The 6,520-nt window shown below is 34.4% G+C and carries 5 protein-coding genes; all 5 read left to right on the plus strand.

The genetic code is table 11. From position 1 onward, the window contains the following. A partial coding sequence (locus VFM92_RS08370; RefSeq protein ID WP_325121757.1) for a hypothetical protein occupies positions 1-1,669 on the plus strand: 1,669 nt, incomplete at its 5' end. Positions 1,670-1,672: 3 nt separating this feature from the next. Then, positions 1,673-2,245, plus strand: a complete 573-nt coding sequence (locus tag VFM92_RS08375; RefSeq protein ID WP_325121758.1) for a hypothetical protein — start codon at positions 1,673-1,675, stop codon at positions 2,243-2,245. 146 nt (positions 2,246-2,391) lie between these two features. Continuing rightward, a complete protein-coding gene (locus tag VFM92_RS08380) occupies positions 2,392-4,662 on the plus strand; it encodes an ATP-dependent helicase (RefSeq protein WP_325121759.1) in 2,271 nt (756 codons plus the stop codon). A 328-nt stretch (positions 4,663-4,990) separates the two neighbouring features. Beyond that, positions 4,991-5,494 (plus strand): hypothetical protein, encoded by a 504-nt coding sequence (locus VFM92_RS08385; protein ID WP_325121760.1) that lies wholly within the window; start codon positions 4,991-4,993, stop codon positions 5,492-5,494. A gap of 374 nt (positions 5,495-5,868) precedes the next feature. Continuing rightward, entirely contained in the window at positions 5,869-6,375 is a 507-nt protein-coding gene (locus VFM92_RS08390; RefSeq protein WP_325121761.1) for a hypothetical protein, read from the plus strand. Positions 6,376-6,520 lie beyond the last annotated feature (145 nt).

Consider the following 6,520-nt stretch of genomic DNA (forward strand, 5'->3'; position numbering starts at 1 on the left):
TCAAGTTAATACAGATAAGCAACTCATAGCCGGAAATATTGAAAGCATCTACAATCCCAATGGACCATTTATGATAGAATTTGATCAGGATGAGCAAGAATTAAGTGACGAAGGTGGTAGTAATCAGCTAGATTACGAAGGAGATAGTTTTGATGACTTACCCGAACCAGACATCGATATTGCAGGCGAAATATCAGATGTTGACTATAACGAAGAAGATGGCACCGTCACGATTACCGACTCGGATGGTAATACCACCGAACTAGACCCAGCAACAGCTGATGAAAACGAAGATGGGGATATTGTGATAGAGGATGAAAATGGAAATGTGTGGGTGGTGGATGATGAGGGAGAGGTTAGTGGGCCGAACAGTCACAGTGTTGATACGAGTGGAGAAGAAAATGCATCAGATTCTCTAGTTGTTGAAGAAGAATTGATAGTAGAAGTATTGGAGTATTATAAAGAAGAAATTAACTTGTGGATAGAGAATTACGAAAAGGGGCCTTTGGATGAATCAATAATTAAACGAATGATTGATTTTCCAGATTGTTTACCTGAGGATATTGATGAATTAAGGGGCGTTTTAAATAAAATAGAGTATTATGAAAATAATAAAGATGAATTGATTGCACTAATTTTGGAGGATGAATCAAAAAAAGACAGGTTTGTATTTTTAGTTGACAAACTAAATGGTGAACAACCACCATATGTTGAAGGATTAACAGATAATGAATGGAGTGAAATAATCCGTATGGTTTGTCCATTTTTAGTTCCTTCAATTGAAATAGAGGGATTAAGTGAAGATTTAGAATTAGTGGCATTTGAATCTTTACCAAGTACTTATAAATTAAAAGAAAATAGATATGAATTTGTTTATACTATTTTGGATACTTTATCTTTAAGTTATAATAAGTTTGAAATATTTTACACTACTGAGGATGATACTATTTTAGTTAATAATTATACAGATTTAGTTTATGGAAAAGAAATTAATTTTGAAGATACTCAAGATCAGGATAGTATTGGTTGGTCTGGGAAAGATATCAATGGAGAATATGTCAAAGCTGGTAATTATTTGATTAATTTAGTGGGATCAATAGACTCAAGTTATTCCCATGGTTTTCAAGATTCAAGTGTAATTAGAATATTTCCTTTTGATATGTCAATAGCGAATGACATTGATTTTGAAGGTTTTGACAGTAGTGATCCTTCAGGATGCTTTAGGAGAGCCGCAGAAATGCTTGAAAATGGTGGATTCGAAACAGTAGCACCTAATCATGAGGATGTTGTTCAAATGACTAGGAATAATGAGGGAAATATATTAGAAATTCAAGACAATATAATTGAAGGTATTGATTTAATTAATGAATATCTTGATGATAGCATTCCAATTATGGTTGGGGTGGACTATCGACCTGGGCACCCAGGAAATTTGGATGAAACTACTGATCATTGGCTTGTTATTGTTGGAAGGACCACGTCCAATAATCAAACTTGTTATAGATATTATGATGCACAAACGGGACATGAATCTATAGGGACAAGTTCTGAAAATCAATTATGTGAGCAAGATGATTCTACACTTGTAGATACATACAGGGAAGGTAGTGTTTACGAAAGAACATACACGGTAACTATGGTTCGTCCAAGTGAAAAAATAAATAATTAAAATATGAGAAGCATTTGTTTATTATTTTTGGTAGTCTTTTACTCTTTAGGTTGCAAGCCAAATAGTATAAATACAGATATTGGTGGTGATTCTCTTGCGATTAGAACCGTCAATAAATTCTATAATTGGTATATAAATGATGCCTATCCGAAGAGTACCAGTTATTATCAGGTGCCAACTTTTGACAAGTTGGATGCAACCACTTATGTTTTTGATTTGGAAGAATTTAATGAAAGGATAAATACTATCGATTACTTTTCTGAGGACTATAAAAAGAAACTAGTTAGCAGGTTAGAAAATTGCAATTCAGAAATGCGTAAAATTAAATGGGAACATGAGCCAGAGCCAATGTTTAATATTGATGCTTGCAATTATTTATGGGGTAACCAGTGGGTTGGGGGACAAGGAGAAAACATTAACGGATTTAAAATTGAAGAAGTCCAGGTACATTCAGATGATGTTTTAGTTATTGTAAGTATTTTAATTGAAGATAAAACTTTTGTGCGTTCCCATGTTTTGCTCACTAAAAAAGATAAAGAATTTAAAATCAATGATATAAAATTGGTTTGGGGCTAGGTATTTAATTTGTTTTCAAATCATATTTTTCACCAATTGTGATCACTAGATGACAAAATTACCAACTTTTGTACCCCTCCAAAATAATTTCAACATTTCCCGTCCCTTTTTAATGGTCCTTGGCAATTAGATTATAAATTTGTCTTATGGATTATTTAGATCATTTGAATCCCCCGCAGAGAGAAGGAGTTGAGAATTTGGAAGGCCCGACCATGATTATTGCTGGTGCCGGTTCTGGGAAAACAAGAGTGCTGACCTACCGAATTGCTCATCTGATTACCGCCAAAAATATTGACCCTTTTAGCATTTTAGCCCTGACCTTTACCAATAAGGCGGCAAAAGAAATGCGAGAAAGAATTGAAAAGGTTGTAGGAACAGATGCCCGTAATTTATGGATGGGAACTTTCCACTCTGTTTTTGCCAGAATTTTGAGGGCAGAAGCAGATAAATTAGGCTACCCAAGCAATTTCACCATCTACGATACAGAAGATTCCAAATCCCTCATCAGAGCCATCGTTCGAGAAATGGGATTGGATGATAAGGTTTATAAACAGAATGTAGTGTATTCTAGAATCTCAGGAGCAAAGAATAATCTGGTCTCCTGGCAAAATTACATTAACAATCCTCATTATATATCGGATGATGAGCAAGCCCAAAAACCAAAAATGGGCGCCATTTACAAGGAATATGTGCAGCGCTGCTTCCGCTCTGGTGCTATGGATTTTGACGATTTATTGTTTAACACCAATATCTTATTTCGCGATCACCTTGATGTATTGAACAAATATCAGCAGCGATTTAAATATGTGATGATAGATGAGTTTCAAGACACCAATATTTCACAATATCTCATCACTAAAAGACTTTCAGCTGTTCATCAAAATATCTGCGTAGTTGGGGATGATGCGCAAAGTATTTATGCATTCCGTGGCGCTAACATTCAGAATATCCTGAATTTTGAAAAAGATTATCCTGATTTAAGAGTGATTAAATTGGAGCAAAATTATAGGAGTACGCAAAATATTGTAAATGCTGCAAACTCTGTTATCTTAAAAAATTCTGCCCAGCTTAAGAAGAATGTCTGGACACAAAACGATGATGGCGAGCAAGTCCATTTGATAAAATCTACTTCTGATAATGAAGAGGGTAGGCTAGTGGCTTCTTCTATTTTTGAAGATAAGAATAACAAAAAGCTGGAAAATAAGGACTTTGCGATTCTTTACAGAACCAATAGTCAGTCTAGAGCGATGGAGGAAGCGCTGAGAAAAAGCAATATTCCCTACCGAATTTATGGAGGCCTATCTTTCTACCAAAGAAAAGAAATCAAAGATTTATTGGCTTACCTGCGATTTACCATCAACCACAATGATGAACAATCTTTCAGACGGATTATCAATTTACCTAAAAGGGGAATAGGGGCTTCTTCGGTAGATAAAATTGTAGTATCTGCTTATGAAAATGAGCTAGGAATTTGGGATGTCATTCAAAAGAGTCAACGAATATTACCAAGCCGGGCAGCTAATGCGGTTGATAATTTTGTGACGCTTATTAAATCTTTCAAAATCAGAATCGAACGTGCTGATGCTTATGATACTGCGGCATTTATTGCTAAGCAAAGTGGTTTGCTAAAGGAATTATACGATGATAAAACCATTGAAGGATTAAACCGCTATGAGAACGTTCAGGAATTGCTTAACGCCATCAAGGAGTTTGTAGATGACGAGCAGCAAGAGGATAAATCTTTGGAAGCTTTTATTGCTGATGTAGCCTTATTGACTGATGCGGACAATGAAGATAAAGACAATAAGGATCATGTGAATTTAATGACTATCCACTCTGCAAAGGGATTAGAGTTTAAACATGTGTTTATAGTGGGGATGGAAGAAGACTTATTCCCGTCTCAGATGATGCTCAATAGCCGTGCTGACTTGGAAGAGGAGCGAAGGTTATTTTACGTAGCGCTGACCAGGGCAATGGAAAAAGTGACCTTGAGCTATGCCTTGACCCGATATCGTTTTGGTAGATTGAAAAACTGCGAACCAAGTCGTTTTATTGAAGAAATTGACGCAGCTTATGTGAAGGTTGATCGAAAATTCAATCGCTCTGAACCAATGGGCAATTTGAATAATGGAAGTGGTAATAGTCTGTATGCCAAAAATTTGGTGGCACAACGGAAGACAGAAAGAAAAGCAGTTCCTCCTGGAAAGAAATTACACACGCCATCAGCAGATTTTGCGCCTAGCGATACGCGTACTTTAGATACAGGAATGAAAGTAGAGCATCCTAAATTTGGCTTCGGGGAAGTAAAGAAAATGGATGTTGAGGGAGCGAATAGAAAGGCGACAATAGAATTTGATAATTTTGGAGAAAAAACATTATTGTTAACTTTCGCAAAATTGAGGATAATTGAGGAATAACTTTTCATTGTTTCTAAGATGGTGATGAATCCTGTCAGGTTTTTGCAATGTAACTCTGATAAAAAGTATTATTTATCCTAGTGAAGGAAGTATGCTAACGATAATAGGACATGCAAACATTATTTTTTTAACCATAAAAGACACTAAAGAAAACAATAGAATTTTCGGTAAAGCGAAAAAATTCGCAAGTAGGATATGCTCAACTTAATAGCATTACTAAGAGAATTATTAGCTACTACGTAAATCACTTAGTTGTAATTTCAGGATTGCCCTAATTTTAGTGGATTTTAAATTCATGACATTTGAGTATAATTTAAAAACAAAAGTCATGAAGAATCATACAAACTCTCATAATGCAATTAAGAAATTTGTTTTAGTAGGGCTTATAGTGGTGATTAGTTTATTTGGTTTAATATTAGATGCCAATGCTCAAAGTACTTTATTGGGAAAAGATTTAGATAAAATCAATATATCAATGGTAGTTCAAATGGCAGATTATGATTTTGATATCATGATCCCAAAGGTTAGTAGCGAGGAGTTAAAAACGTTAGACGATGTAGCCTTTAACCAAATGGTTTATGTAACAGATGGTGCTTCTGGTTATTATTTTTATTTGGGTACTAAATGGGAATTGCAAAAAGTCAGTGAAGTTTTCGAGCTAATTGATATGAATTTAGCCATCCAAAAACCTAATGCTGAGAGTTTGATAATAATGGCCGATGAAGGAGATTCTAATGCGCTTCTTGATTATAACCATCATGTAAAAAGTATATATCAAGATTTCGGATTTGATAAACAAGAAAATGTAATGGCCATCAATATTAAAAAATAATAGTTTTATAGTGATAGTTTTTTTAGGTCGTTTTAGGCAGTGCTGTTTATAGCATTGCCTTTTTTATGTATAAAATTTAAGTGTTGAAGATCCGTGTAAGAGGGAAATGGATTTAAAACCCTAACTATTTTCCCCATAATACTTTTCAATTTAGAATCAATGCAATAATGTAGTGAAGAATTGTCCTCATGAAATCATCTTATAAAAACTTAAGGATTTCTCTAAAAGATAACATACAATGAATTGTTATTTACCTCTATCTATAAGAAGAGCTACGAAATCGGTACGTAAATCACTTAATCACGATTTCAGCATTGCCCTCATGTTTAACGACTTAATTATGGTGACATTTGATTATAATTAAAGCAAATATCATGAAAACGTATCCAAACATTCTGAAGCCAGTTAAGCAATATGTTCTAATAGGGCTAATCGTTTTGATCACCTTATTTGGTTTAGCTTTAAAAGCAAATGCTCAAAGCACCCTTTTAAATAATGATATCAATAAAATTAATAGTTCAGTCGTAGTTCAAATGGATGAATATGATTTTGATATCATTATTCCTAAAGTTAATCAGGCAGAATTAGCTACCTTAAAAGATGCCACTTTCAACCAGATGGTTTATGTAAAAGATGGTGCTGTAGGTTATTACTTCTTCATGGGAGTTGAATGGGAAATACAAAATGTAAAAGAAGTTTTCGAGTTAATTGATATTAATCTTAATATTCAACAGCCCGATAGGGAGAGTTTAGTTATATTGGCTGAACAAAATGATTCCAAAGCTTTATTAGATTACAATCATCATATCAAAAACATCTACCAAGATTTCGGTTTTGATGTAAATGACAAAGCAATGGCCATTAATATAGAAAAGAAATAGTTTTATAGTAGATAGGTTAGTAGATAGTTTCGGGCAATGCTGTTCATAGCATTGCCTTTTTTGTGTGTCAGGCATGGTCATCATGCTATAGGGTGCAAGTCCCGAACGAGAGTTACAGTACTTATCGTTAGCCAATAGCAAGGGT

This window comes from Marivirga sp., from assembly GCF_035704835.1.
GTDB lineage: Bacteria > Bacteroidota > Bacteroidia > Cytophagales > Cyclobacteriaceae > Marivirga.